Annotated in this window: 22 protein-coding genes; 15 read left to right on the top strand and 7 right to left on the bottom strand. The window is 64.8% G+C overall.

The window, feature by feature from the left end; translation table 11 throughout:
- Positions 1 to 3 precede the first annotated feature (3 nt).
- Both GH663_RS03920 and GH663_RS03915 read right to left on the bottom strand, forming a co-directional pair.
- A complete protein-coding gene (locus GH663_RS03920; RefSeq protein WP_153130393.1) occupies positions 4 to 810 on the bottom strand; it encodes an AraC family transcriptional regulator in 807 nt (268 codons plus the stop codon).
- A gap of 121 nt (positions 811 to 931) precedes the next feature.
- Positions 932 to 1,489, bottom strand: a complete 558-nt coding sequence (locus GH663_RS03915; RefSeq protein ID WP_153130392.1) for a YbhB/YbcL family Raf kinase inhibitor-like protein — start codon at positions 1,487 to 1,489, stop codon at positions 932 to 934.
- 325 nt (positions 1,490 to 1,814) lie between these two features.
- Between GH663_RS03915 and GH663_RS03910 the strand changes: the two genes are divergently transcribed.
- From GH663_RS03910 to bioD, 9 genes are all read left to right on the top strand, one after another.
- Positions 1,815 to 2,987, top strand: coding sequence for a DUF2863 family protein (locus GH663_RS03910; protein ID WP_066880163.1), 1,173 nt, complete (start codon positions 1,815 to 1,817; stop codon positions 2,985 to 2,987).
- A gap of 124 nt (positions 2,988 to 3,111) precedes the next feature.
- Positions 3,112 to 4,458, top strand: a complete 1,347-nt coding sequence (bioA, locus tag GH663_RS03905; protein ID WP_153130391.1) for an adenosylmethionine--8-amino-7-oxononanoate transaminase — start codon at positions 3,112 to 3,114, stop codon at positions 4,456 to 4,458.
- A 182-nt stretch (positions 4,459 to 4,640) separates the two neighbouring features.
- Entirely contained in the window at positions 4,641 to 5,759 is a 1,119-nt protein-coding gene (locus GH663_RS03900) for a sensor histidine kinase (RefSeq protein ID WP_153130390.1), read from the top strand.
- Positions 5,756 to 8,218: a two-component system response regulator gene (locus tag GH663_RS03895; RefSeq protein WP_153130389.1), complete on the top strand. Its 2,463-nt coding sequence runs from the start codon at positions 5,756 to 5,758 to the stop codon at positions 8,216 to 8,218. The genes GH663_RS03900 and GH663_RS03895 overlap by 4 nt, the downstream gene beginning before the upstream one ends.
- The gene (locus GH663_RS03890) at positions 8,215 to 8,493 is read left to right on the top strand and encodes a cupin domain-containing protein (RefSeq protein WP_153130388.1); all 279 of its coding nucleotides are present in this window, start codon (positions 8,215 to 8,217) and stop codon (positions 8,491 to 8,493) included. The genes GH663_RS03895 and GH663_RS03890 overlap by 4 nt, the downstream gene beginning before the upstream one ends.
- Before the next feature lie 201 nt (positions 8,494 to 8,694).
- A complete protein-coding gene (bioF, locus tag GH663_RS03885; RefSeq protein ID WP_153130387.1) occupies positions 8,695 to 9,858 on the top strand; it encodes an 8-amino-7-oxononanoate synthase in 1,164 nt (387 codons plus the stop codon).
- Positions 9,855 to 10,571 carry an alpha/beta fold hydrolase gene (locus GH663_RS03880; RefSeq protein WP_153130386.1) on the top strand — a complete coding sequence of 239 codons (717 nt, stop codon included), beginning with the start codon at positions 9,855 to 9,857 and terminating at the stop codon, positions 10,569 to 10,571. Before bioF ends, GH663_RS03880 begins: the two co-directional genes overlap by 4 nt.
- On the top strand, positions 10,561 to 11,352 hold the full coding sequence (gene bioC / locus GH663_RS03875) for a malonyl-ACP O-methyltransferase BioC (RefSeq protein ID WP_153130385.1): 792 nt from the start codon (positions 10,561 to 10,563) through the stop codon (positions 11,350 to 11,352). Before GH663_RS03880 ends, bioC begins: the two co-directional genes overlap by 11 nt.
- Entirely contained in the window at positions 11,349 to 12,014 is a 666-nt protein-coding gene (gene bioD, locus GH663_RS03870; protein WP_153130384.1) for a dethiobiotin synthase, read from the top strand. The genes bioC and bioD overlap by 4 nt, the downstream gene beginning before the upstream one ends.
- A gap of 8 nt (positions 12,015 to 12,022) precedes the next feature.
- Here the strand turns inward: bioD and GH663_RS03865 are convergent, their stop codons facing one another.
- Genes GH663_RS03865 through GH663_RS03855 form a run of 3 tightly spaced genes read right to left on the bottom strand, consistent with a single transcriptional unit; the run spans position 12,023 to position 16,542 of the window.
- On the bottom strand, positions 12,023 to 12,361 hold the full coding sequence (locus GH663_RS03865) for an Hpt domain-containing protein (protein WP_153130383.1): 339 nt from the start codon (positions 12,359 to 12,361) through the stop codon (positions 12,023 to 12,025).
- 12 nt (positions 12,362 to 12,373) lie between these two features.
- Positions 12,374 to 15,481: a response regulator gene (locus GH663_RS03860; RefSeq protein WP_153130382.1), complete on the bottom strand. Its 3,108-nt coding sequence runs from the start codon at positions 15,479 to 15,481 to the stop codon at positions 12,374 to 12,376.
- A gap of 8 nt (positions 15,482 to 15,489) precedes the next feature.
- Complete coding sequence (locus tag GH663_RS03855) at positions 15,490 to 16,542, bottom strand: HD-GYP domain-containing protein (protein WP_153130381.1); 1,053 nt, start codon at positions 16,540 to 16,542, stop codon at positions 15,490 to 15,492.
- Positions 16,543 to 16,594: 52 nt separating this feature from the next.
- Here GH663_RS03855 and GH663_RS03850 point away from each other — a divergent pair, with 52 nt between their 5' ends.
- The 6 genes from GH663_RS03850 to nosD all read left to right on the top strand — a co-directional run bounded on the left by GH663_RS03850 (position 16,595) and on the right by nosD (position 21,289).
- The gene (locus tag GH663_RS03850; protein WP_153130380.1) at positions 16,595 to 17,203 is read left to right on the top strand and encodes a septation protein A; all 609 of its coding nucleotides are present in this window, start codon (positions 16,595 to 16,597) and stop codon (positions 17,201 to 17,203) included.
- Positions 17,203 to 17,505 carry a YciI family protein gene (locus tag GH663_RS03845; protein ID WP_153130379.1) on the top strand — a complete coding sequence of 101 codons (303 nt, stop codon included), beginning with the start codon at positions 17,203 to 17,205 and terminating at the stop codon, positions 17,503 to 17,505. Before GH663_RS03850 ends, GH663_RS03845 begins: the two co-directional genes overlap by 1 nt.
- A complete protein-coding gene (locus GH663_RS03840) occupies positions 17,502 to 17,771 on the top strand; it encodes a BolA family protein (RefSeq protein WP_153130378.1) in 270 nt (89 codons plus the stop codon). Before GH663_RS03845 ends, GH663_RS03840 begins: the two co-directional genes overlap by 4 nt.
- Before the next feature lie 35 nt (positions 17,772 to 17,806).
- Positions 17,807 to 18,598 carry a peptidylprolyl isomerase gene (locus GH663_RS03835; protein WP_066880191.1) on the top strand — a complete coding sequence of 264 codons (792 nt, stop codon included), beginning with the start codon at positions 17,807 to 17,809 and terminating at the stop codon, positions 18,596 to 18,598.
- A gap of 65 nt (positions 18,599 to 18,663) precedes the next feature.
- Positions 18,664 to 19,995 (top strand): EAL and HDOD domain-containing protein, encoded by a 1,332-nt coding sequence (locus GH663_RS03830; protein WP_153130377.1) that lies wholly within the window; start codon positions 18,664 to 18,666, stop codon positions 19,993 to 19,995.
- A 79-nt stretch (positions 19,996 to 20,074) separates the two neighbouring features.
- Positions 20,075 to 21,289 carry a nitrous oxide reductase family maturation protein NosD gene (gene nosD / locus GH663_RS03825; RefSeq protein WP_153130376.1) on the top strand — a complete coding sequence of 405 codons (1,215 nt, stop codon included), beginning with the start codon at positions 20,075 to 20,077 and terminating at the stop codon, positions 21,287 to 21,289.
- On the opposite strand, the gene GH663_RS03820 is transcribed toward nosD, so the two are convergent.
- Together GH663_RS03820 and GH663_RS03815 are read right to left on the bottom strand one after the other, a co-directional pair.
- Complete coding sequence (locus tag GH663_RS03820; RefSeq protein WP_153130375.1) at positions 21,281 to 22,126, bottom strand: HDOD domain-containing protein; 846 nt, start codon at positions 22,124 to 22,126, stop codon at positions 21,281 to 21,283. The genes nosD and GH663_RS03820 overlap by 9 nt on opposite strands.
- A 66-nt stretch (positions 22,127 to 22,192) precedes the next feature.
- Positions 22,193 to 23,134, bottom strand: a complete 942-nt coding sequence (locus GH663_RS03815) for a CysB family HTH-type transcriptional regulator (protein WP_066880199.1) — start codon at positions 23,132 to 23,134, stop codon at positions 22,193 to 22,195.
- Positions 23,135 to 23,164 lie beyond the last annotated feature (30 nt).

The raw sequence follows: 23,164 nt of genomic DNA, 5'->3' as shown, positions 1-23,164 counted from the left end.
CGTTCAGGCCCGCAGCGCGCCCTGGCGGATGGCGCTCGGCGAGAAACCGAAGCGCTGGCGAAAACGCACGGCGAAATGCGACGGCGACTGGTAGCCGACGTGGTAGGCGATCTGCGTCACCGGCTGGGCGCTGCATTGCAGCAGGTTGAGGGCGAACGACATGCGGGCATCGAGCAGGATTTCCGACAGGCTGGTGTCCTCGTCGGCCAGTCGGCGGCGCAGCGTCGCTTCGCTCATCGCCAGCGCCGAGGCGATGGCGGCGGCGCTCCAGTCACGAGCCAGGTCGCTGCCGATCAGCCGGCGCACCTTGATCACTACGGTCAACGTCTCGGCCGGGGCAAATTTGCCGCCCTGGGCGCCGATCCACAACAACATTTCGCCGGCCCGATGGCGGGCGATGTCGGCCGGCATCGCCTCGTCCTCGACGCCATCGACCGCGCGCCGAAAGGCGGCCATGAATTCGGCGGGCTGGCCGAGCAGTGGCCGGGCATGGCGAATCACCGGCTGGGCGGGGTGAGCCTGGGCATGGGCGGCGATCAACGCGGCATCCCAGACCAGCCAGAAGGCGCGGTAGCTGCCGTCCGCGGCCGGCCGGTTGATGATATCCACCGTCTGGCCGCCGGCGATGGCAATCGCCTCGCCGGCACGGATGATGTACTCGCCCTGCGCCCAGCGCAGCGCCTTGCTGCCGCGCTCGACGACGATCAGCACCGGCTGGTCGATGAACAGGCGCTTGAATTCCAGTTCCTGCTTCTGCAACACGCCGGCCGTGGTGCCGACCCCGGGCCGGTGAATGATGCGCGGTTCCATGCTTGTCCTGTTCAAGTGTGCAATGCGCCAAGATCGACGAGGATGGCGATCATTTTTGCCCGTTCCAGGCAGTCGACCGCAGGCCTCATGATAACGGCCCGCGACCGTCGCGCCCCATCGCTCAGCGGCCGCCCCTCAAGGTCAGGCTGGCCTTGCCCAGGCCATGCGCCCAGCTCATGAAACCGACCAGGGCCGGTGTCGCATTGGGCGGCAAGTCCAGCTTTTCCACCTTCAGCGCATGGACGGTGATGACGTAGCGGTGATTCTGGCCGAGCGGCGGGCAGGCGCCGCCGTAGCCGGGCTGGCCGGCGTCGTTATTGATCGCCAGCGCCCCGGCCGGCAGCTTGCCGCCGGCCGGCAATTCACTGACGCTGGCTGGAATGTTCGCCGTCACCCAGTGCCACCAGCCGGAACCGGTCGGCGCATCGGGGTCGTACATGGTGACGACGAAACTCCGGGTGCCGGCCGGCGCCCCCGACCATTTGAGCTGTGGCGACTGGTTGTCACCCTGGCAGCCCATGGCATTGGCGAACTGGGCATTGGGCAGGCGGCCGTCTTGCTGACTGACGCTTTCCACCCTGAACTCGGCGGCCTGGGCAAACCCCGCGGCCAGTGCCAGGCTGGCCAGCAGGCCGACAGTTGTTCGGCTGAATATCTTGCGGTTGAAATTCAAGTTCATCTTGCTTCTCCGTGCGTGGTTTGGACAGCGGCCAGTGTGCCGGCCGGCGCCCCGGGCTGCTGTTGCGCGGCGCTCAAGCATTGTCGGAATCCGCTCAAAGTTTTCACCCATCTGCGCTAAGGAAGCGCTGATTAAACCCCGACTAGTCATTCCCGCGTAGGCGGGAATCCAGAAGAATCAAGGCACTGGATCCCCGCTTGCGCGAGGATGACCATTTGTTCAGCGTTGCCCCAAGCATCGCCTGAATCGCCCTCGCCCGACAGGCTGCGCGGCGAATCGGGCGGCCGGCTGGTAAAATTCTCTCTTTGTATCTTCTGGAACACCCATGAAACGAACCCGCTTCGGCGCGCGCGACCGCCTTTCCCGCGATGCTGCTGAACTCCAGCGCCTGGCCACCGGCCTCTCCGAATCCGGCGGCAAACTGGAAGACAGCTACTGGGAAAGCCAGCTTGCCGAAACCGTCGACAGCCTGCTCAAGAACGGCGCCGAAGACGACATCAACACCGCCCTCGACCGCCTGTTCGAAGGCAACCCGCGCGCCCACGACGAACTGGCCGACATGGTCGAATCGCGTGCCGAAACCAGCCGCATGGACTTCAACGGCCAGGAATTCGACATCCAGCTCTTTGCCGCACCGGTGCTGGCCTGGTCGCGCTTCTCGATTCCCGCCGCCGCCTTGCCGAAAAGCACCGTCGAGGCACTGACCGTGCACCTCGGCGCCCATGTCTTCGGTGCCGACAGCCGCGTCGCGCTGGCCGACTTCCTGTTCAGCCCGGACCAGTTGCCGCGCAGCTTCTGCGACACCTGGCAACTGACCCAGGCCCTCGGCCAGGCCACACTGGCCGGCCAGGCCCTGGCGGTCGACACCACCGGCATGGCCGAAACCAACCGTTTCCTGTCCGACGTCCGCTACCTGGTCGGCAGCGTAGCCGTGCCGCGTGGCAAGCCACTGTTCCGCTGGAACGAAAAGGATGGCAGCAAGGAAAATTCGCTCAAGGAATGGATCAAGCAGGGCAGCCCCAACCTGGAAGCGCTGCTCACCGGCTGCGCCTGGCAACCGCTGCTGCCGGACGCCTACCACGCCGGCTGCCGCAACGCCGACCGCCTGTCGCGCCCCTATTCGCTGAAAGCTTCGGTCGCCTTCCTGCAGACCATGCTCGGCCTGCTGCCGGCCGACATCCGCGCCGTCGTCGGCCCGTGCTATGACCGCCGGATGGAGGAATACCGCGTCGGCCTCGGCCCGAAAGAAGGTGGCGAGACCTATCACGGCATCGTCTGGCCGCTGCTCGGCGCCGAAGACGAAGCGACCGACGCCGCCGGCGAGATCGAAACCGTACTGCGCGAAGCCGGCGTCAAGGACGTGCTCTTCCTCGACCATCACTTCCCGATGGAATTCTGCGACGACTGCGGCGCCCCGCTCTACCCCAACGCCGAAGCCGAACTGGTGCACGCCGAAATGCCGGAACAGGCTGCCGCCAACTCGCAAGCTTTGCATTGATGGAAGCGACGCCGTCATTCCCGCGAAAGCGCCCCGAAGGAAGTGCCCTTGGGGTGCGGGAATCCAGGAATTCCGGAGCACTGGATTCCCGCCTGCGCGGGAATGACGGTACGGGAGGCCGCACGTGAGCCAATCGAACAACGCCGACTGGCTGGCGCGCAGCCAGGCTGCCGTCTGGCACCCGTGCACGCAGATGCAGCACCACGCCGATGCCGCTGCGCCGTCCCACCTGCCGCTGGTGCCGATTGCCCGCGGCAGCGGGGCATGGCTCTACGACTTCGACGGCCGGCGCTATCTCGACGGCATCAGTTCGTGGTGGACCAACCTGTTCGGCCACGCCAACCCGCGGATCAATGCGGCGCTGAAGGATCAGCTGGAAACCCTCGAACACGTCATGCTGGCCGGCTTCACGCACCAGCCGGTGGTCGAGCTTTCCGAGCGCTTGAGCGCGTTGACCGGCGGCGCCCTCGGCCACGCCTTCTACGCCTCGGACGGCGCCTCGGCCACCGAGATCGCGCTGAAGATGAGCTTTCACTACTGGCGCAATGTCGGCCGCCCGGAAAAGGCGGAATTCCTCTGCCTGGCCGGCAGCTATCACGGCGAAACGGTCGGCGCGCTGGCGGTGACCGATGTCGCCATTTTCAAGGATGCCTACGCGCCGCTGGTTCGCGCCGCCGCTCACGTCCTGCCCTCACCCGATTTCCGCCTCGGCGAAGCCGGCGAAAGCCCGGCCGATGTCGCCCGCCGCGCTGCCGCTGCGTTGGAAGCGCATCTCGCACAGCATGGCGAGCGCATCGCCGCACTGATCGTCGAGCCGCTGGTCCAGGGCGCTGCCGGCATGGCGATGTACGACCCGGAATACCTGCGCCTGGCCCGCCAACTGTGCGACCAGTACGAAGTGCACCTGATCTGCGACGAAATCGCCGTCGGCTGCGGCCGCACCGGCACCTTCTTCGCGCATGAACAAGCCGGCATTCGACCCGACCTGATGTGCCTGTCGAAAGGCATTTCCGGCGGCTACCTGCCGCTCTCCATCGTGCTGTGCAGCGACACGATCTACCACGCCTTCCTCGACGATTCGGTGGCCCGTGCCTTCCTGCACTCGCATTCCTACACCGGCAACCCGCTGGCCTGCCGCGCCGCGCTGGCAACGCTCGACATCTTTGCCGAAGACGACATCCTTGCGGTCAACCGCCTGAAATCGGCAAAAATCAGCGCCGCCCTCGCCCCGCTCGCCGACCATCCGCAGGTAAAACACCTGCGCCAGCGCGGCATGATCGCCGCCTTCGACGTGGCGACCGACGACCCTTATTTCTCCCGCCGCTTCTACCGCGCCGCGCTCGACAATGAAGCGCTGATCCGGCCGATCGGCAACACGGTCTACCTGATGCCGCCCTACATCGTCAGCGATGACGAGATTGCGCACCTCGGCCGGGCCATCCACGCCGCACTCGACAGCGCGCTGACCTGAACCTCTGGCGGCCGGTAGCGAAGGCGCCCCTTCGCCGGCCAGCCGGCGGCATCGCCAATAATTTTTTAGCCTCCCGCGATCATTTTCAGCCGGCGGCTGTCCAAATTCCCAGCACAGCCCCGAATGTGATCCCCGGACTTGCCTGGCCTTCCGTGGTGACAGCACTCTTTCAGGAGTTTTCCATGGATGCCGCCCCCACCACCAACGCCCCACCGGAAAAACCGGAGCCGGCTTCCTGCCCCTTCGTGCCGCCCCATGCGGCCGGCCCCGCGCTCGGCGAAGACTCTTTCCGCCGGGTCGTCGAATGGGCGCCCAGCGCAATGGTGATGATCGACCAGGCAGGCATCATCGTGCTGGTCAATGCCCAGACCGAGCGGATGTTCGATTACGACCGCCAGGTTCTGATCGGGCAGCCGGTCGAAATTCTCGTCCCCGAGCGCTTTCGCCAGCACCATCGCTCGTTCCGTGCCGGCTACTTCGGTGACCCGGCACCGCGCCCGATGGGGGTTGGCCGCGACCTGGCCGGCTGTCGCGCCGACGGCAGCGAATTTCCGATCGAGATCGGCCTCAATCCGATCGCCACCGAGGCCGGCACCATGGTCCTCGCCTCAATCATCGACATCACCGAGCGCCGCCGGGCCCAGCAACGCCTGGAAGATGCCCTGCTCGAAAAGACCGTGCTGCTCAACGAAGTCCACCATCGGGTCAAGAACAACCTGCAGGTCATCACCAGCCTGCTCAACCTGCAGGCCGATTTCGCCGCCGACCCGCGGCTGCGGGCGATCCTGGCCGAAAGCTGCGGCCGGGTGAAGGCGATGGCGCTGACCCACCAACTGCTCTACGAGCGCAAGGATTTTTCCCGGCTCGACCTCGGCGACTATCTCGAACGCCTGGTCCAGTCGATCCGCACCAGCTACCGGGCGAGCGGCGACCGCATCAGCCTGCGCCTCCAGTCGCCGAGCAGCGATGTCCAACTCGACCTCGAACGGGCGATTCCCTGCGGCCTGCTGATCAATGAACTGGTGACCAATTCGTACAAACACGCTTTTACGGCGGAACGTCACGGCGAAATCGTGATCGAAATCAGTGAGGATGCCGATGCCCAGATTAACCTCAGCGTCAGCGATAACGGCGTTGGCCTCCCCCCGGAAGCCGATTTGGCACAGAGTTCGTCGTTGGGTCTTCAGTTGGTCCAGTTGTTCGTCGAACAATTGCATGGCGCACTGAGCGTCGAACGGGAAAGCGGCACGCGGTTCTCGATCCAGTTCCCGAAACGTTTTGCCGCCAAGGAGATTGCATGAGTGCACGACTGCCGATCAACCTGATGCTGGTTGAAGATGAGCGCATCGTCGCCTTCGATCTGAAACGCCAACTGCAGGGGTTCGGCTACCACGTCGGCAGTGTCGTCGCCAGCGGCGAGCAGGCGGTCAGCCAGGCCGCCCATGAAAAACCCGACCTCGTACTGATGGACATTCACCTCGAAGGCCAGATGGACGGTATCGAGGCCGCTGCCCGGATTCGGGCCCGGCATCAGATTCCGGTCGTCTTCCTGACCGCCTACGCCGAGGACGACACCTTGCGGCGCGCCCTGGACAGCCGGCCCTTCGGCTACCTGATCAAGCCCTGCGAAGGCCGCGAGTTGCATGCGACGATCCAGATGGCACTGGCCCGCCGGGAAGAGGAAGTTGCCGTCGAACAGAGCGAGCAGCGCCTGCGCTTGGCGCTCGAAGCGGCTTCGCTCGGCGTCCTCGAATGGAGCCCGACCTCGAATCGCCTGACCGGCGACGACTATCTCGGCATGCTGTTCGGTAACCTGCCGCAGCCGCTCGACGAACCGTGGGATAGCTTCATCGCCCGCGTCGACGAAGCCGACCGCGAACGGGTGCGCCTCGCGCTGACCGCCAAGTTGCCGGGCAGCGAGGCCGTCTGCGTCCAGTTCCGCATTGCCGGCGAAGCCTACCCGCCCCGGCGCATGGAGGCCCACGCCAAGGCCTACGGCCATGCCGGCGACGTGCAGCGGGTGGTCGGCATCCTGCAGGATGTCACCCAGCGTCATCAGGACGAAACCCTGCTCCGCCAGTCCAGCGTCGTTTTCCAGACGACGGCCGAAGGCATCGTGATCAGCGATGCGCAGCGCCGGATCGTTGCGGTCAACAGCGCTTTTTCACGCATTACCGGTTACCCGGAAAACGAGGTCACCGGGTTCGATCCGGACATCCTGCTGCGCGTCACACCGGCGCTCGAACACTATGCCGACAGCCTGCAGCCGGGGGCCGCCGGTTTCTGGCAGGGCGAAGTGAGCTGCCACCGCCACGATGGCAGCATCTTCCCGGCCTGGCAGAGCGTCAGCGTCGTGCACGATCCGGATGACAAGCTGACCCATTACGTGACTGCCTTTTCCGACGTCACCGCCATTTACGAAGCGCAGCAGAAACTTCACCACCTGGCCCACCACGATCCGCTGACCGGCCTGCCCAACCGCCTGCTGTTCGACGACCGGCTGAAAACTGCCATCGAACAGGCGATTCGCAACGAACAGCGCTGCCTGCTGCTCTTTCTCGACCTGGACGGTTTCAAGGTAATCAACGACACGCTCGGCCATGCCATTGGCGACGAGTTGCTGCGCGTCGTCGGCGGCCGACTGCGCAACGTGCTGCGCAGCAGCGACACCATCGCCCGCCTGGGCGGCGACGAGTTCGTCATCCTGGCCGGCAGCATCAACCCGGAGTACGCGGCGCAACTGGCGCAGAAGATCCTTGATCAATTGCGCGTCCCGGTGCCGGTGGCCGGCGAACTGCTGTCGGTCACCGGCAGCCTCGGCATTGCCGTCTTCCCGGAAAACGGCGCCGATTGCCAGCAACTGATGCGGGCGGCCGACATGGCGATGTATACGGCCAAGGCCGAAGGTCGCAACCGCTACCATTTCTACGCCAACGACATGTCGGAGCGGGCCCATCTGCGCATGGACATCGAGCAGGGCCTGCGCCGTGCCCTCGCCACCGACAGCCTGCTCGTCCATTACCAGCCACGTGTCGATCTCGCCGATCGCCGCATTGTCGGCGTCGAGGCGCTGGTCCGCTGGCTGCACCCGCAACGCGGCATCATTTCCCCGCTCAGCTTCATCAGCATCGCCGAAGAGTGCGGCATCATCGAACATCTCGGCCGCTGGGTACTACAGCGGGCCTGTTCCGAAATGCTGGCCGTGGTCCGCAGCCGGCCGCCCGGCGAGACTTTCCACCTGGCGGTCAACGTCTCGGCCCGCCAGTTTCTCGGTGTCGATTTCGTTGCCGTCGTCCGCTCGGTACTCGATGAAACCGGCTTCCCGGCCAGTGCGCTCGAACTGGAAATCACCGAGAGCACGCTGCAGGCCACCGAGCGCAGCCTGTCCATTCTGCAGGCCCTGGAAGCGCTCGGCGTCGCCATCAGCATCGATGATTTCGGCACCGGCTATTCATCGCTCAGCGTCCTGCGCGACCTGCCGATCAAGCGCATCAAGATCGACCGCTCCTTCATCATCGACCTGCCGACCAGCGAAAGCCAGCGCGCCGTGGTCGAGGCCATCATCGCCCTGAGCAAGGCCATGCACATGTCGGTTACCGTCGAAGGCATCGAACATCTGGCGCAGGCCGAAATCCTCGAAAACCTCGGCTGCCAGGAAGGCCAGGGCTATCTCTTTGCTCGCCCGATGCCCTTCCCCGAACTGGTCAAGCTGCTGGCCAGCGGTTTACCGGCCAGCCTCGCCCCTGAAAAAACGCCATGAATCGGCTCGACTTCGAAGACTTCCGCGCCCAGGCGGTAAACGAAGGTTTTGACGAAGTGATCGAGCGCCGCTGGCCGGCCCTGACCGTCCTCGACACGCATACCCATCCCTTCGCCTTGCAGGCGCTGGTCGTCGACGGCGAAATGTGGCTGAGCGTCGGCCCTGAGACCCGGCATCTGGCCGTCGGCGACACTTTCAAACTGGCGCGGGAGGTGCCGCATGCCGAGCGCTACGGCGAGCACGGCGCCTGCTACTGGGTGGCGCGGCGCAATTAGCGGCGACGGCTGCCAAACCTTGCCAATTTTTACCAAGACCTCTAGGATGACCGCCCGCCGGCCAGCGGCATATGGTGTCCGGCCTCCGACCGGAATCGCTCGGGCCGTGCCGGATTTTGCATTGCGTCCGCAGCCCGGACCACCGTCCGGCGAGGATGCGCCACCGGCCGCGACCGACTTGGCTGAAGACGAAGGAAACCCATGATCGAAGACCGCCTGCAGGCCGAACTGGCCGACATCGCCAGCCTTGGCCTGACCCGCCGCCGCCGCGTGCTCGAATCGCCCTGCGGCCGGATTGCTGCGGTGGACGGCCGCGAAATGCTCAATTTCGCCAGCAACGACTACCTCGGGCTGGCCGGCAATGCCGAGATCGCCCGGGCGATGGCCGATGGCGCGCTGCACTGGGGGGCAGGCAGCGGCGCCTCGCACCTGGTCAGCGGCCACCTGGCGCCGCACGACCGGCTGGAAGACGAGATCGCCGCTTTCCTCGGTTTTCCGCGCGCCCTGACCTTTTCCACCGGCTACCTGGCCAATCTCGCCATCGTGCCGACCCTGGCCGGGCGCGGCGCGGCGGTCTTCGCCGACAAGCTGAACCACGCCTCGCTGATCGACGCCGTGCAACTGGCCAAGGCCCAGGGCGCCGACAGCCAGCGCTACCCGCACAACGACATGGCGGCACTGGAGCGCCAGCTCGCCGCCAGCAGCGCACCGACCAAGGTCATCGTCAGCGACGCCGTATTCAGCATGGACGGCGACCTCGCCCCGCTGCCGCTGCTCTTCCAACTGGCCGAACGTTACGACGCCTGGCTGGTTATCGACGATGCGCACGGTTTCGGCGTTCTCGGCCCGCACGGCAAGGGTAGCCTGGCCCACTTCAACCTGCCCTTTCACCCACGCCTGCTGTTGATGGGCACCCTCGGCAAGGCGGCCGGCGTCGGCGGTGCCTTCGTCGCCGGCTCCGACATCGCCATCGAATACCTGCTGCAGCGGGCGCGCAGCTACATTTTCACGACAGCCGCCCCGGCTCCGATCGCCTGCGCACTAAGCAAGAGCCTGAACATCATTAAGGCCGGCGATGCCCTGCGCGCCAACCTGTTCGCCCGCATCGGCCAGTTGCGCGACGGCCTGGCCGGCCTGCGCTGGCCGCTGCTGCCGTCGCTGAGCGCCATCCAGCCGCTGATCGTCGGCGAGAACGAGGCCGCCCTTGCCCTCTCGAAAGCGCTCTGGGAACGCGGCCTGTGGGCACCGGCCATCCGCCCGCCGACGGTGCCGAAAGGCACCGCCCGCCTGCGCATTTCAGTGTCGGCAGCCCACACCGCCGCCGACATCGAGCACCTGATCAACGCACTGAAGGAACTGGCATGAACGCCCCTCTCGTTTTCATCCCCGGCTGGTGTCTCGGCCGCGGCCCGCTGAGTGCTGCGGTCGACGCGCTGCACGGGCAATTTTTCGACTTGCCCGGCTACGGCAGCGCGCCCTTGATCGAGGATTTCGACGCCGCCGCCGACGACGTCGCGGCTCGCCTGCCAGCCGGCAGCACACTGTGCGGCTGGTCACTCGGCGCCCAATTGGCACTGGCCGTCGCCGCCCGTGCCCCGGCCAAGGTCGGCAAGCTGGTGCTGGTCGCCGGCACCGCCTCCTTCATCCAGCGTGACGGTTGGCCGCACGGCATGCCGCCGGAAATGCTGGCCGAATTCGCGGCCGGCATCGCGGCCGATGCCGAAGCGATGCTGCCGCGCTTCGTCGGCGGCTTCAACCGTGGCGATGCCCGAGCCAAGGCGGTAACGCTGGAACTGCTCAAGCTGGCCGACCCGCGTCCGTCAGGCCAAGTGCTTGGCGTCGGCCTCAACTGGCTGCGCGATGTCGATTTGCGCCAGACCGCCGGCCAGGTCAAGGCGCCGACGCTGCTCGTCAACGGCTCGGCCGACCCGCTGATGCCCTTGCCGGCGGCCGAAGCGCTGGCCGCGCTGATTCCCGGCGCCCGTCTCGAAGTCTTCGCCGACTGCGCGCACGCCCCGTTCATTTCGACCCCGGCCGAGTTCATCGCCCGGGTTGCAGCCTTCGTCAATGCCCAGTGACCTGACACCGAAGGCCGGCCAGCGCCCCTCCAAGGCTCGCGTGCGCCAGTCCTTCGAACGCGCCGCGTCGACCTACGACAGCGCCGCCGACATCCAGCGCCGTATTTGCGGCCAGCTGCTGCAGGGTCTGCCGGGTGATGCCCCGGTCGGCCGCCTGCTCGACGCCGGCTGCGGCACCGGCTACGCCCAGGCCCTGCTGCAAGCCCGCTTCCCAACCGCCCAGGCGCTGGCGCTCGACCTCTCGGCCGGCATGCTGCAGCAGATCACGGCGCCCTGCGCCCGGCTGGCCGGCGACCTGGAACATCTGCCGCTGGCCGCGGCCAGCCTCGATCTCTACTGGTCCAGCCTGGCCGTGCAGTGGTGCGAGCTGCCCAAGGTATTGCAGGAAGCCCGCCGCGTGCTCCGCGTCGACGGTCGGCTGGCGCTGGCCAGCCTCGGCCCGCAAACTTTCCACGAACTGCGCCATGCCTTTGCCGACGTCGACCAATATCGCCACACCTTGGGCTTCCACAGCGTCGATGAAATCCGGCAAATGGCCTCCGCCGCCGGCTTTGCTGCGGTCGACGTGCAAGAAAGCACGGAAACCGCCCATTACGCCGATTTCAAAAGCCTGCTGCATGCGGTCAAGGCGATTGGTGCCAACCAGATCGGCGACGGCCAACGCCGCAGCCTGATGAGCCGCCAGACCTTCCTGCGCGCCGAAACGGCCTTCGAAACCCTGCGTACGGCGGCCGGCCTGCCGCTGACCTACGACGTCATCACCCTTTACGCCCGAGCATGAACCCAGCCTATTTCCTGACCGGTACCGATACCGAAATCGGCAAGACTTTCATCACCTGCGCCCTGCTCCAGCATGCCGCGCAACGCGGCCTGCGCCCCGCCGGGGTCAAGCCGGTGGCAGCCGGCACCGATGCCGACGGCCGCAACGACGATGTCGAGAACATCCGTGCCGCCAGCACGGTCGCACTGGCCGACGACATCCTCAACCCGTATTGCTTTAGCGCCGCCATCGCGCCGCACATCGCCGCCCGCGAGGAAGGACGGCACATCGAATTCGCGACGATCCAGCGCGCCTGCCGGCAAGCCATGCAGCAGGCCGACCTGGTGATCGTTGAAGGGGTCGGCGGGTTTCGCGTGCCGCTCGGCGGCGACGGCGACAGTGCCGATCTCGCCGTGGCACTCGCCCTGCCGGTCATCCTGGTCGTCGGCATGCGCCTCGGCTGCATCAACCACGCGCTGCTGACCGCCGAAGCCATCGCCGCCCGCGGCCTGACGCTGGCCGGCTGGGTCGCCAACCGGATCGACCCGGCAATGGCGCGTTTTGACGAGAATCTGGCGACCCTGCAAGCCCTGCTGCCCGCCCCGCTGCTCGGCGTCGTGCCGCACAACCCTGCCGGCGGCAGCGCCGGGGCAGCCGCCTTCCTGCAGTTTCCGGCCGCCTGAAAGCTGCCTCAGGCCTGCGCCAGCACGCCGGCCACCTCGCGCAGACGCGCGACGAGAAGCTCGACCTCGGCGTCGAGCCCGGCCAGTTCGCCGCGTTTCACCTTCTGCTCCAGCGCGAAGGCACGCTCGGCGCCTGCATCGTCCGAAAAGGTGGCGAGCAAGCCCTTCAATGTGTGAGCCTCACGCTGCAGCAGCAGGGGGTCGCCGCTGGCCAGCGCCGCGATCAGTGTGGCGCAGTTGTTATCGACGTCCTGCAGGAACATGTCGATCATCATGGTGAAAATTTCTTCGTCACCGCCCAGGCGCTCAAGGATGGGGGCACGATCCAGCACAAAAACATCCAGCATCTTTTTCTCCTCTCAGGCCGCCGGTACGACCAGGCGCGGCGCTTTTTCTTGTTCGGGATAGCAGTCGGCGATTGCCAGCATCAAGGCATCGACCCGGATCGGCTTCGAAACGTAGCCATCCATGCCGGCCGCCAGGCAACGCTCGCGGTCGCCGGCCAGCGCATTGGCAGTCATCGCAACGATCGGCGTATGACGTAGCCCGGCTTCACGCTGGCGAATCGTCGCCGTCGCCTCCAGGCCATCCATCACCGGCATTTGCAGATCCATCAGGATCAGATCGAAATCCTCGGCCAGGGACAGGTCGACCGCCGCCCTGCCATTATTGGCCACCGTTACTTGATGGCCCTGCTGTTTCAGAATTGCCAGCGCCAGTTTCTGGTTAACCAGATTGTCCTCGGCCAGCAAAATCGACAACCCGCCCGGCTTGGCTGACCTTGGCGCGGGCTGGCCGATTGGCGTTGCCGTCTGCCGGGCCGGCCCGAGCAGGCGCTCCAGCATCTCGCCCAACTCGTCGCGGAGCAGCGGCTTGGTCAGGTAATGTTCGACGCCGAAGCGGCGACATTGTTCGGCCTCGCTGGCCAGGGCGACCGCCGAAATCATCATCAGGACTGCCGGACGTGACAAAGCGCTGGCCGACAGCGCGGCCAGCACCTCGAAGCCGCTCCGCTCGGGCAAGGCGGCGTCGAGCAGCAGCAGTTGATAGGTCGAACCGGCCAGCGCCTCAAGCACCGCCTGGCCGCTACCGACGACCGTCGTCTGCGCCCCCCAGCCGCGCAGTTCGGCGACCAGCGCCTCGCAATTGGCCGGCAAGTCGTCGGCAATCAGCACCCGGCAGCCCGCCAGATCCGGCACGCGCACCGCCGCCTGTTGCGCCCGCGCGCTGCGCGTCTCGATCGTGAAATGGAATTCGCTGCCCAGTGCCTCGACGCTCTCGACCCAGATCTGGCCGCCCATCAGGGCGACCAGCTTGCCGCAGATGCTCAGGCCGAGGCCGGTACCGCCGAAACGCCGCGACACCGAGGAGTCTGCCTGCGAGAACGCTTCGAAAATGCTCGCCTGCTTGTCCGGCGCGATGCCGATGCCGGTGTCGCTGATCGTGAATTGCAGCATCGGACGCGGCCCGTCGTCGAGCTGGGTGATTCGCAGCAGCACCGAGCCGCGCTCGGTGAACTTGATCGCATTGCCGAGCAGATTGATGATGATCTGGCGCAGCCGGGCCGGGTCGCCGACCATCCAGTCCGGCACCTCGGGCGCGATCTGGACGACCAGTTCGAGACCTTTCTGTTCGCAGCGCAGGCCGAGCGGCTTGACGGTTTCGCGCAGCAGGGCGGGCAGGCTGAACTCGACTTCCTCAAGCTGCATTTTGCCGGCCTCGATCTTGGAAAAGTCGAGAATTTCGTTGATCAGTTCGAGCAACGCATCGGCCGACGAGCGGACCATTTCGAGATAAACCCGTTGTTCGGGCTGCAGTTCGGTATCGAGCGCCAGCGCCGTCATGCCGATGATGCCGTTCATCGGCGTCCGGATCTCGTGGCTCATGTTGGCCAGGAAATGGCTCTTCGCCCGATTTGCCGTTTCGGCCGCCTCCTTGGCCAGGCGCAGTTCCTCGGCCACCTGCTTGCGCCCGGTGATGTCGTGGAACAGCCAGAGATGGCCGCGGCACTCGTCCGGCTGCGGGTTGAACGGGAAAATGTAGATTGGCACGTAATCGAAGGCGAGCACCCGGCCGTCGGTCAGCAACAGTTCGTGCTCGGTCGACACCACACCGGCCTGCAGAATGGCCTGCACACCAGTGATGAACTGATCGGCCTCGACCACGTTGGTGCGGCAGGCATCGAGCAGTTGCAGGGTCGGTTGGCCGACCGCGTCCATCGACAGGTCTTCGATGCCGAACAGGTTGAACAGCGCCTGGTTGGCCATCACCATCAGGTGCTGCTCGTCCTCGACCAGCACGCCGGAATGCATGCTTTCGAGCAGCGCCGAAAGACGCGAACTGGTCGACAGCAGATATTCCTCGTCACGCTTGCGCAGCGTGATGTCCTGGAAAGCGGCGACGGTACCGACGAAGCGCTCGCCCTCGAAGAGCGGCACCGAGACCACCGAAATCGGAAAGACCTGGCCGTCGCGCGCCGTGAAGGCGTCGAATTCCGAGCGAAAGGCATGACAGGCGGCGACCGGCGCGTGCATCGGGCATTCGTCATGGCAAACCGGCTGGCCGGAGGCCGTCTGAAAGTGAATGGTCTGGTGCAGGTCGCGCCCGATCAGCTCGTCGCGCGACCAGCCGAGCAGGTGCTCGGCTTCGGCATTGACGAAGGTGCAGCGGCCTTCGGCATCGGCCGCCAGGACGCCTTCGCCCAGTGCATCGGTCAGGCTGGACAGGAAGCGGTTCTGCGTTTCGATCCGTTCCTCCTGCTCTTTCAGCCGGACCGAGGCCCGGTTCAGGGCATCGACCAGGCCGCTGATTTCCTGGTTTCCGCGGTATTCGGGCAGTTGACCGCCGCGCCGGACATCGAGCGCCGCCGCGAAGCGGCTGGCCTCGGCCAGCACGCGCATCGGTCGCGCCAGCAGGTAAAGGAGCAGCGCCATCGCCCCGGAAATCGCCAGCAGGCCGGCGATCAGGCTGTCCTGCCAGATCCGCTGGCGCATCTGCTCAAGACGCTCCAGGCTGATCGCCATCCGGACCCAGATTCCGCTTTCGCTACCCGGCCGCCCCTGCCAGACGACCAGTTCGTGCGCTGCCCACTCCGGCCCGGCCACCGAGGGCAGCACAAAGGCGGTCGTCGGCACGTCATCGAAGATGACACCGGCGCCATCCTTGCGAACACCGGCAATCAGCCGGCCTTCGCGGTCGACCAGGTGAATCGAGCGGGCTTCGGGGTAGGCGGCGATCTGCGCCAGCAACCTGCCCAGCGCCCGGCGGTCGTCACGCAGGACATCGCTGTCGAGCATTTCGGCGATACCGCGGGCCAGCACATCGCTCTGGCTGAGCAGGCGCTGCTCCGCCTCGCCGCTCTGTTCGCGGACTGAGTAAGCGCCATAGCCAAGGAAAGTCGCCGCCAGCAGCAATGCGGCGACCAGCACGATCTGATGGCTGAGACGCCGGGGAATCAAAAAACGCATGACGGCCGTCAAACCATCGGTACGACTTCATCCTGGAAGCGCTGGCGGATATCGAGCACGCGGTTCCATTCGGCGAGCAGCGCCTCGACGCACAACGGGTCGAAATGCTTGCCACGCCCCTCCTCAAGGAAACGGCAGGCATCTTCGAGCGACCAGGCTTTCTTGTACGGCCGCTCGGAGGTCAGCGCATCAAAGACATCGGCGACGGCGACGATGCGCCCGAAAACCGGAATGTCGTTGCCTTTCAGATGGCGCGGATAACCCGTGCCGTCGTATTTCTCGTGGTGGGTCAGGGCGATCTGCGCCCCCGCCCGCAGAATGTCGGAACGGCTTTCCTTGAGCAGTTCGTAGCCGAGACGGGCATGTCCCTTCATGACTTCGAACTCCTCGACCGTCAGCTTGCCCGGCTTGAGCAGGATGTAATCCGGGATGCCGATCTTGCCGACATCATGCATCGGCGCCGCTTCGAGAATCAATTGTTGCGCCGCCCGTTCCAGCCCGAGCCCGATCGCGATCGCCTGCGAGTAGTGCGCCATGCGCTGGATATGGGCGCCAGTTTCCGGATCGCGGAATTCGGCGGCGCGCGACATGCGGAAGATCAACTCCTTCTCGCGGTCGCGAATCTCGCGAGTCTGCTCATCCACCAGCGAGGCCAGGTGCTGGGCACGGTCGGCCAGAAATTTCTGGCCGGTGCGCAGCGACAGCATGTTGCGGGCACGGGCCGAAAACTCGATGCGGTCGATCGGCTTGGTCAGAAAATCGTTGGCGCCACCGAGCAGGGCCTCGTAGCGCACGTCCTTCTGGTCGTTGGCGGTGACCATCAGGATCGGCACTTCATCGCGGCCGTGCAGGGCGCGGAAGGCGCTGATGAACTTCAGGCCGTCCATGTCCGGCATCATGTAGTCGACGATCACCAGGTCCGGCACATTGCTCCGGCACCATTCCAGCGCTTTCAACGGATTGGCGAACAAGACCGGTTCGCACTCGCCGAGCTTCATCACCAGCGCCTTGATCAGGGTCAGGTTGATGTCGCTGTCGTCGATGATCAACACCGTATGCATAAGCTCTCTCAAAGGCTGGTGGGTTGTTTTTCGCAGTATATAATGCGGCGCCATGAAACTGCTTTTCGACCTCTTCCCAGTCATCCTCTTCTTCGTCGCCTTCAAGTACTCCGAGAAAAATCCGGAGCTGGCGGCAAGCTGGATTGGCTCCCTGCTCGGTTCCGCTGCGGTCGACGTCAAACAGGCGCCCATTCTGCTCGCCACCGTCGTCGTCATCGCCGCCACCGTCGCCCAGATCGCCTGGGTCTGGTTCCGCCACGGCAAGGTCGACAAGATGCTCTGGGTCAGCCTGGTACTGGTCGCCGTCTTCGGCGGCATGACGCTGATCTTCCAGGACGAAACCTTCATCAAGTGGAAACCGACCATCCTGTACTGGGTGTTCGCCGGCAGCATGAGTTTCGCCGCCCTCGTCCTCAAGAAAAATGCCATCAAGACCATGCTCGGCGAACAATTGACGCTGCCCGAGGCGGTCTGGAGCAAGGTCAATTATTCCTGGGTCGCCTTCTTCATCGTGATGGGTTTCCTGAACCTGGTCATCGCCTTCAATTTCCCGACCGACGTCTGGGTCAATTTCAAACTGTTCGGCGGCATGGGTCTGATGCTGATCTTTGTGCTCGGCCAGGGCATGCTGCTCTCGAAATACGTTGAGGAAGAAAAGTAATGCTCTATGCCATCATCGGTGAAGACCGCGCCGGTTCGCTCGACCAGCGCCTTGCCACCCGCCCCGCCCACCTGGAGCGCCTGCAGGCCCTGCAGGCTGCCGGCCGCCTGATCCTGGCCGGCCCCTGCCCGGCGATCGATTCGCCCGACCCCGGTCCGGCCGGTTTTTCCGGCAGCATCATCATTGCCGAATTCGACTCACTGACCGCTGCCCAAACCTGGGCCGATGCCGATCCTTATGTCGCCGCCGGCGTCTATGAAAAAGTTACGGTCAAGCCTTTCAAGAAGGCGCTGCCGGCGTGAGCCAGGACACCATCGAACTGTTGCGCCAGCGCCTGAACGCGCTGCAACCACAATCGCTCGACATCGAAGACGAATCGCACCGGCATGCCGGCCATGCCGGCGCCAAGGGCGGCGGCGGCCACTATGTGCTGACCATCGTCGCCGACGCCTTCGCCGGCAAGAACACCATGGCCCGGCATCGCCTGGTTTATGATGCAGCCGGCGATCTGATGCGTGGCCGCATCCATGCGCTGGTCATCCGCGCTTTGACGCCCGACGAAGTATAATTTTTCGGTTTTCCCTCCACCCAAGGACACATTACATGCTCAAGCTCTCCCGTCTGGCCGCCCTGCTGGTCGCCGGCGCCATTGTTTCCGCCCCGGTTCTCGCTGCCGACAAGGGCAAGGCCTTTGCCACGGTGAACGGCCAGCCGATTCCGCAATCCGTCTATGATGCTTTCGTTGCCGAGCAAAAGGCTCAGGGCACGCCGGATTCGCCGGAACTGCAAAACGCAGTAAAGGAAGAACTGGTACGCCGCGAAATTCTCGCCCAGGAAGCCAAGAAAAAGGGCCTGGATAAGAAGGGCGACATCCAGGGCCAGGTTGAACTGGCCAAGCAAGCCGTGCTGATCCGCGCCTTCCTCTCCGACTACGTCAAGGCCAACCCGGTCAGCGAAGCGCAGCTCAAGGCCGAATACGAACTGATCAAGGCCAACCTCGGCAACACCGAATACAAGGCCCGCCATGTGCTGGTCGAGAAGGAAGACGATGCCAAGGCAATCATCGCCAAACTCGACAAGGGCGAGAAGTTCTCCGAGCTGGCCAAGCAGTCGAAGGATCCGGGTTCCAAGGACAAGGGCGGCGAACTCGGCTGGAGCTCGCCGACCGCCTACGTCAAGCCGTTCGGCGAAGCGCTGACCAAGCTGAAGAAGGGTGAATACACCAAGACCCCGGTCAAGTCCGACTTCGGCTACCACGTCATCCAGCTCGACGACTCCCGTCCGATGACCCCGCCGCCGTTCGAACAGGTCAAGCCGCAACTGCAGCAGCGCGCCAGCCAGCAGCAGATCGAGAATCTGCTCAAGGACCTGCGCGCCAAGGCCAAGGTTAACTGATCGGCCAGCAGCCGTGTACCCCGTGCCCGCCCACCGGCGGGCATTTTTGTTTGGAGAGTCAGCGCGTGTTCAGCTTGAAGAAACTGTTCGGGGGGAAAACCGAAAATGCAGTCCCGGCCGCCGCCGCGCCGCCGACACCGGTCGAAGTACCGCCCCCCGACAGCATCAGCGCCTTTCTGCGCCGGGAGGCGATGTTCGATCGCCAGAATCGGCTGAGCGCCCACCTGTTCTCGCTACAAAAAAGCTCGCTGTTCGCCGACGCACCGCGCGACACCCAGCGCCAGATCGATGCCCGCCTGCTCTCCATTCTGGCCGCCAGCCCCGATGCCTGGAATACGCAGTTTGCCTTCCTGCCGCTCGGCTCGGGCTCGCTCGACCTGAGCGCGGTCGACCGCCTGCCGACCCGTAATGTCGGCCTGCTGGTTCAACTGTCCCCCGATGAAGACGATCAGGCGGCACTGATCATTCGCCTCGCCATCCTGCGCGAACGTGGCCTGAAGATCGGCATATTCCGCCAGCCACGTCACCCGCTGTTTGCCGCTGCCATTCTGCAGGCCGATCTCGGCGTACTCAACGTCAATGGCCACGAAGCGGGCACGGTCCGCGACTTTTCGGCTGCCCTGCGCGCCAGCGAGCATGAACAGCCGCTGCAGTTGCTGGCCCTGAATATCGAAACGCCCGACGAACACCGCCTGTGTCACCAGTGGCATTTCGACTTCTTTCATGGGCCGTTCGCGGTCAACGCCCCGCCTCGCCCGGAATCGGCCCAAGCCGACCCACACAAGATCCAGCTCCTGCATCTGCTACACCTCGTCCAGGGTGAGGCCGAGACCGCCGAACTGGCCGACGCCATGAAGCAGGATCCGCTACTCACCTTCCGTATCCTGCGCTACCTGAACTCACCGACACTCGGCCTCAACCACCGGATCGACTCGATCGGCCAGGCGCTGATCATTCTCGGCCGGCAACGGCTGGCCCGCTGGCTCTCGGTACTGCTATTCTCGGTCCGCGAGCCCAACTTCGCCGACTGGATGCTGGTCGAAAGCGCCCTCACCCGCGGCCGCCTGATGGAAGAACTCGGCGCCGAACTGCTGCCCGACCAGGCGCACGACCCGCTCTTTCTGACCGGCATTTTTTCCTGCCTGGACCGCCTGTTGCGCCGCCCGCTGGCCGACATCATCCACGACCTGCCGATCTCGGAAGACATTCGCAGCGCGCTGCTCGAACGCCAGGGGCCTTTTGCCGGCCTGCTCGCCATTGCCGAGGCCAGCGAAGCCTTCGACGTGGTGCGCATGCAGAATGCCGCCCAGGCCGTCAGCCTCGATCCGGCCAGCGTCAACCGCGCCCTGCTGGCGGCGACCGCCTGGGCCAGCGAAGTCACCGAGCACTGGGAATAGCCTTCCCCGCTCGCCAAATCGGGAAAACTTGATCCAGATTCTGGCCTTTATCGGCAGTTGACCGCAGCATTCGGTCCTGATGACGTTTCTCTACCGATTAGCCGCACTCCTGCTCGGCCTGCTTTCCACTGCTCACGCCGCCCAACCGCTCCAGCCCTGGCTGGATACGGCGCTGCCCGGCGCCCGCATCCGCCTGCCGCCCGGTGTCTATCAAGGCCCGGTCAGCATCAGCAAGCCGATCACCCTGGAGGGTGACGGCAAGGTCATCATCGACGGCGGTGGCCGGGGCACCGTGCTGACCATCAAGGCCGACCGCGTTACTTTGCGCGGCCTGACCCTGCGCGGCAGCGGCGACTCGCACGACAAGATCGACGGCGGCATCATGGCTGAAGGCCGCGACTTGCTGATCGAGAACAATGTGATCGAGAACGTGCTGTTTGGCATTTCACTGCACAGCACGACGGACAGCATCGTCCGCCACAACCGGATCCGCTCCCGGGCCGGCGACTCGGCCGACCGTGGCGATGGCCTGCGCATCTGGTACAGCACCTTCAACCGGATCGAAAACAACGACATCGCGCAGATCCGCGACATCACCGTTTCCAACTCGCCGCACAACCGGATTGTCGGCAACACCGTCCGCGACAGCCGGCGGGCACTGAATTTCCTCTTTTCGCACCGGACGCTGATCGAGGGCAACCATTTCGAGAAAAACTCGACCGGCATCATCGCTCTCAACTCCGAAGGGCTGATCATTCGCCGCAACCGGATCATGCACGCCATGGACGCCTCCGGCGCCGGTATCGCGCTCAAGGAAACCTCGTCGGCATTGATCGATGGCAACGAGATCGTCCATTGCGCCCACGGCATCATGGCCGATTCGCCGATGAACCCGACCAACCGGATCGTCTTCACCGACAACCTGATCGCCCATAACGTCACCGGCATCTATTTCTACGGTGCCAAAGGCGGTCATATCGCCATTGGCAACACCTTCCGCGGCAACCTCTGGCCAGTCAGCATCATCGGCGACGGCGATCCGCTGAACGACTTCTGGTGGGGCAATTACTGGGACGACTACCAGGGCTTCGACCGCAATCACGACGGCCTCGGCGACACCCCGCACGAGCTCTACGCCTATGCCGACCGCATCTGGCTGGATACGCCGCCAACCAAATTTTTCCGCAACTCGCCGGTCCTCGAACTGCTCGACTTCCTGGAGCGGCTGGCGCCCTTTTCGTCGCCAGGTCTCATCCTGCGCGACAGTGCGCCGCGCGTCGGAAAATCACGCTAGCCAGTCACGCATGTCGTCGATCAGGTCATCGACGGCACCCAGCGACAAACCGAAGAGCTGGCAGGTGGCCGGAGCTGCCTTCGCCCATTCGTGCTCGCCATCGCCGTTGGCTTGCAGCCGGATGATGTGCTCTGCCAGCACGCAAATGCCGATCAAGGCCCGGGCCTGATCGGACACGCGGCCGGGTTCGGCGAGCACCACATAATCGTGGTGGTGCAGAATGCCTTCGCTGACGAAGTCCGGCAGATGCCAGCGGCGGGCCAGAAAATAGCCGACCACCGCATGGTTGGTGCCCAGATGCTGCTCTTCGGTTTCGGTAAAACACCGATCCTCTGCGGCATTGGCCGCGGCGAGCGCCTCGCGGGCCTTGGGAAAGCGCTTCATGATCAATGGAATACCGAGGTCGTGAAAAAGACCGAAGGTGTAGGCAATATCCGGCCGCACGCAGCGCAAGCGGCGGGCCAGCTCGGCTGACAGCCGAGCGTTTTGCGCCGAGGATTCCCAGAAACGGTCCATACGTGCGTCGGCGCCGCCGGCCAGTGCCACTTTCAACAACTGCGCCACCACCAGCGTGAACACTTGCTGGTTGCCGAGCACGGTCAGTGCCTGGGTTACCGACTCCAGCCGCCGCCCCCGGGCAAAGGCAGGCGAGTTGGCGAGCTGCATCAGGTGGCCGGACAGTGCCACATCCTGGCTGATCAGGCGGGCGATTTCACGTGAATCGGGCTCGTCCTTGCGCAGTTCGGTATCGAGATCGACCAGAATGGCCGGGCAAGGCGGAATATCGACACCCTGCAACAGAGTGTGCAACTGCGTTTCTTCTGAAATTGCGTTCATGCCAACGTGCTCCCCAAGACCGACGCAGCTTACCCCGTAACGTCTGCCCTGAGAACACGACTAAAGTCATAGCTGATACTCGTCGCCCCCGCCCTGCATGGCCATTTCGACGACGCGCCGGGTCAGGTGCGGCGCAAATAGCGCGATCAGATCGTAGTCATAACGGCGCAGAAAAGTGCCGCGCCGCAAGGCCAGCCGCGTCGTATTCGATTCGAATAGATGCGCCGCATCGATGGCGACCAGACCGCTGTCGCGCTGGGCGTCGAAGGCCAGCGCCGAAATGATGCCCAAGCCGAGGCCGAGGCTGACGTAGGTCTTGATCACGTCGGCATCGAGTGCGGTCAGCGCGATGTTGGGCTGGGTACCGATCCGCTCGAAGGCGCGATTGATCCGCGAACGGCCGGTAAAGGCCGAGTCGTAGGTAATCAGCGGCCAGCGCGCCAGTTCATGCAGTGACAAGGGTTGCGACTTGAGAATCGCGTGGCCTTCGGGCGCAATGACGCAATGGCTCCACTGGCGCACCGGCAGCGTGACGAGTTGCGCATACTGGTCGAGCGACTCGGTGGCGATGCCGATGTCCGCCTCGCCGGCCGCCACCCATTCGGCGATCTGGGTCGGGCTGCCCTGATGCATCTCCAGCTTGACGCTTGGGTGCTGGGCGACGAAATCGCGAACCACGACCGGCAGGGCGTAGCGTGCCTGGGTATGGGTCGCGGCCAGCACCAACCGCCCGCTGTCGCCCGTGGAAAACTCGGCAGCAGCCCGCTTCAGGTTATCGGCTTCGCGGAGGATCTTTTCGGCAATCGACAGCACGCTTTTGCCCGGCTCGGTAATGCCGGTGAAGCGCTTGCCACTACGCTCGAAAATGGCGACCCCCAACTCGTCTTCGAGCAGCTTGACCTGCTTTGAAATGCCCGGCTGCGAGGTATAGAGCGACTCCGCCGCCTCAGAGACGTTCAGCCCCTGGCGCTGGATTTCGACGATGTAACGCAGTTGCTGAAGCTTCATGGTCGCACTTAATAACTGAACGATATAACA

It is taken from the genome of Dechloromonas hortensis, assembly GCF_009469765.1.
GTDB lineage: Bacteria > Pseudomonadota > Gammaproteobacteria > Burkholderiales > Rhodocyclaceae > Azonexus > Azonexus hortensis.
Note: the sequence above shows the minus strand (reverse complement) of the source record. Positions and strands in the feature narration are given on the sequence as shown.

What these genes read in the sequence shown, in the direction of transcription:
- GH663_RS03865 (WP_153130383.1), bottom strand. Translation starts at nt 12,361, where the DNA reads ATGCTGGATGTTTTTGTGCTGGATCGTGCCCCCATCCTTGAGCGCCTG.
- GH663_RS03835 (WP_066880191.1), top strand. Translation starts at nt 17,807, where the DNA reads ATGCTCAAGCTCTCCCGTCTGGCCGCCCTGCTGGTCGCCGGCGCCATT.
- GH663_RS03820 (WP_153130375.1), bottom strand. Translation starts at nt 22,126, where the DNA reads ATGAACGCAATTTCAGAAGAAACGCAGTTGCACACTCTGTTGCAGGGT.
- GH663_RS03845 (WP_153130379.1), top strand. Translation starts at nt 17,203, where the DNA reads ATGCTCTATGCCATCATCGGTGAAGACCGCGCCGGTTCGCTCGACCAG.
- GH663_RS03900 (WP_153130390.1), top strand. Translation starts at nt 4,641, where the DNA reads ATGGATGCCGCCCCCACCACCAACGCCCCACCGGAAAAACCGGAGCCG.
- GH663_RS03855 (WP_153130381.1), bottom strand. Translation starts at nt 16,542, where the DNA reads ATGCATACGGTGTTGATCATCGACGACAGCGACATCAACCTGACCCTG.
- GH663_RS03890 (WP_153130388.1), top strand. Translation starts at nt 8,215, where the DNA reads ATGAATCGGCTCGACTTCGAAGACTTCCGCGCCCAGGCGGTAAACGAA.
- bioD (WP_153130384.1), top strand. Translation starts at nt 11,349, where the DNA reads ATGAACCCAGCCTATTTCCTGACCGGTACCGATACCGAAATCGGCAAG.
- GH663_RS03880 (WP_153130386.1), top strand. Translation starts at nt 9,855, where the DNA reads ATGAACGCCCCTCTCGTTTTCATCCCCGGCTGGTGTCTCGGCCGCGGC.
- GH663_RS03815 (WP_066880199.1), bottom strand. Translation starts at nt 23,134, where the DNA reads ATGAAGCTTCAGCAACTGCGTTACATCGTCGAAATCCAGCGCCAGGGG.
- GH663_RS03915 (WP_153130392.1), bottom strand. Translation starts at nt 1,489, where the DNA reads ATGAACTTGAATTTCAACCGCAAGATATTCAGCCGAACAACTGTCGGC.
- GH663_RS03860 (WP_153130382.1), bottom strand. Translation starts at nt 15,481, where the DNA reads ATGCGTTTTTTGATTCCCCGGCGTCTCAGCCATCAGATCGTGCTGGTC.
- GH663_RS03895 (WP_153130389.1), top strand. Translation starts at nt 5,756, where the DNA reads ATGAGTGCACGACTGCCGATCAACCTGATGCTGGTTGAAGATGAGCGC.
- nosD (WP_153130376.1), top strand. Translation starts at nt 20,075, where the DNA reads ATGACGTTTCTCTACCGATTAGCCGCACTCCTGCTCGGCCTGCTTTCC.
- GH663_RS03920 (WP_153130393.1), bottom strand. Translation starts at nt 810, where the DNA reads ATGGAACCGCGCATCATTCACCGGCCCGGGGTCGGCACCACGGCCGGC.
- bioC (WP_153130385.1), top strand. Translation starts at nt 10,561, where the DNA reads ATGCCCAGTGACCTGACACCGAAGGCCGGCCAGCGCCCCTCCAAGGCT.
- bioF (WP_153130387.1), top strand. Translation starts at nt 8,695, where the DNA reads ATGATCGAAGACCGCCTGCAGGCCGAACTGGCCGACATCGCCAGCCTT.
- GH663_RS03850 (WP_153130380.1), top strand. Translation starts at nt 16,595, where the DNA reads ATGAAACTGCTTTTCGACCTCTTCCCAGTCATCCTCTTCTTCGTCGCC.
- GH663_RS03910 (WP_066880163.1), top strand. Translation starts at nt 1,815, where the DNA reads ATGAAACGAACCCGCTTCGGCGCGCGCGACCGCCTTTCCCGCGATGCT.